The organism is Alcanivorax sp. HI0083 (assembly GCF_001635175.1).
Genome location: NZ_LWFX01000994.1, coordinates 1 through 1381 on the forward strand (window position 1 = coordinate 1; position 1381 = coordinate 1381).

The 1381-nt window shown below is 55.8% G+C and carries 2 protein-coding genes; both read right to left on the reverse strand.

The features are described 5' to 3' along the window. Positions 1 to 301: 301 nt before the first annotated feature. The gene (locus tag A3754_RS11985; RefSeq protein WP_231880604.1) at positions 302 to 601 is read right to left on the reverse strand and encodes a hypothetical protein; all 300 of its coding nucleotides are present in this window, start codon (positions 599 to 601) and stop codon (positions 302 to 304) included. 21 nt (positions 602 to 622) lie between these two features. Next, a partial coding sequence (locus A3754_RS11990) for a DUF445 domain-containing protein (protein ID WP_369817615.1) occupies positions 623 to 1381 on the reverse strand: 759 nt, incomplete at its 5' end.

A 1381-nucleotide genomic window follows, 5' to 3' on the forward strand; every position in this document is an offset into this window, starting at 1 on the left:
AGCCAGATCTGATGGGTATACTTGCGAATGTCTCGTGAAGCCCCGGTAAGGGCTTTCAGCGGGTTTTGACGCCCGTCTTTTTCGTTCTGGTTCTGTTCTTGGTCGGACATGGTCCAAACTCCCGAAGGCAATTCCACGAGCGAATGCAGCGGGAAAACAACACACAAGCATCATTAGCGCGCGGGACAAATTATAGGGGGGTGGTGACGCCAGCCAGCCGGCGCATTGTCAAACAATCATTCAAGAATAGTCAAGAATCGTTCCCTGCCGTGCCAACTGCTCAAAATCCGGGCAATCGGCATTATTCGTCAGCATCATCCTTGTCCATGGGGCCCTGCCGGCGGCCGCTGATCAAGCCAACGCCACGGGCCAGATCCCGGGCCCTTTCACGGATGACTTCTCGTGAGCGGCCGGTCAACAGATCCATAAAACGCTGCCGTAACCGTTCTTCAAGTTGTGCGGCGCCCTCTTCAAGACGCCTGTCTACCTTGCGCTCAAGCCGGGGCCCCAACCAAAAGTGGCCGATAAGCCCCAGAAGAATCAGGGTAAGCAGCGAAGCCCCCACCGCCGCCGCAAACAGCAACCACCCAAGGGTGGCCATGTCTATCTGCAGCACCTGCACTCAACTGGCTCCAAACATGAACACAAGTTGAAAGACACCGGCCATGGCGCCAAGGAAGCCCCCCACCACAATCAGGATCCATTCGTCTTCCTGAAAGGCGGGGCGCAACAAATCCTGAAACTCATCGGAACTCAGGGCCTGCATACGCTCGGACATAAGCCGCTCGACAATCTGCCCTCGCTCCTTGTTGAACCCCTGGTCTTCAAAGGGCTCCACCGCCAGATCCACCGCTTTCTCTTCCACCGCCTTCTTCAGGTCAGCGTACCCTTCCGGACCGACCGTGAGCTGGGCCGCAGTACGCACCACGCCACCATTAAGCAGCGGTTTTAAATGGCGCTTGATCAACGCTTTGGTGCGGTCGCCCCGCGGCCCGTTCACCACCTGATACATGATATTGCGCAGGGTAATAACCTGATCCGTGGATAGCCGGGCAAAGGATTCCGCCACATCCTTCTGCCGTTTCAGGAATAACCCCTGAATTCGGAATGGTCCCACCTTGATGGGGTTCAGTGGGCGGAAAATCAGGTTCAGCGCCAGCCAGTTGGTGGCAATCCCGACAATAAAGCCGAACAGCGGCAACACCCAGTTTTCAGGCATAAAGATAAAGACGGGAACCTGAATCAAGCCGAACAGAAAACCGAAATACAGGCCGGAGTTGGTCACAAAACGAAATTCGGGGTCACCGACTTCACGGAACATCTGCACCATGAGCTGCTTGTCTTCGCTCATCTGGGTGACAACCATGTGTTTCATGTCCAC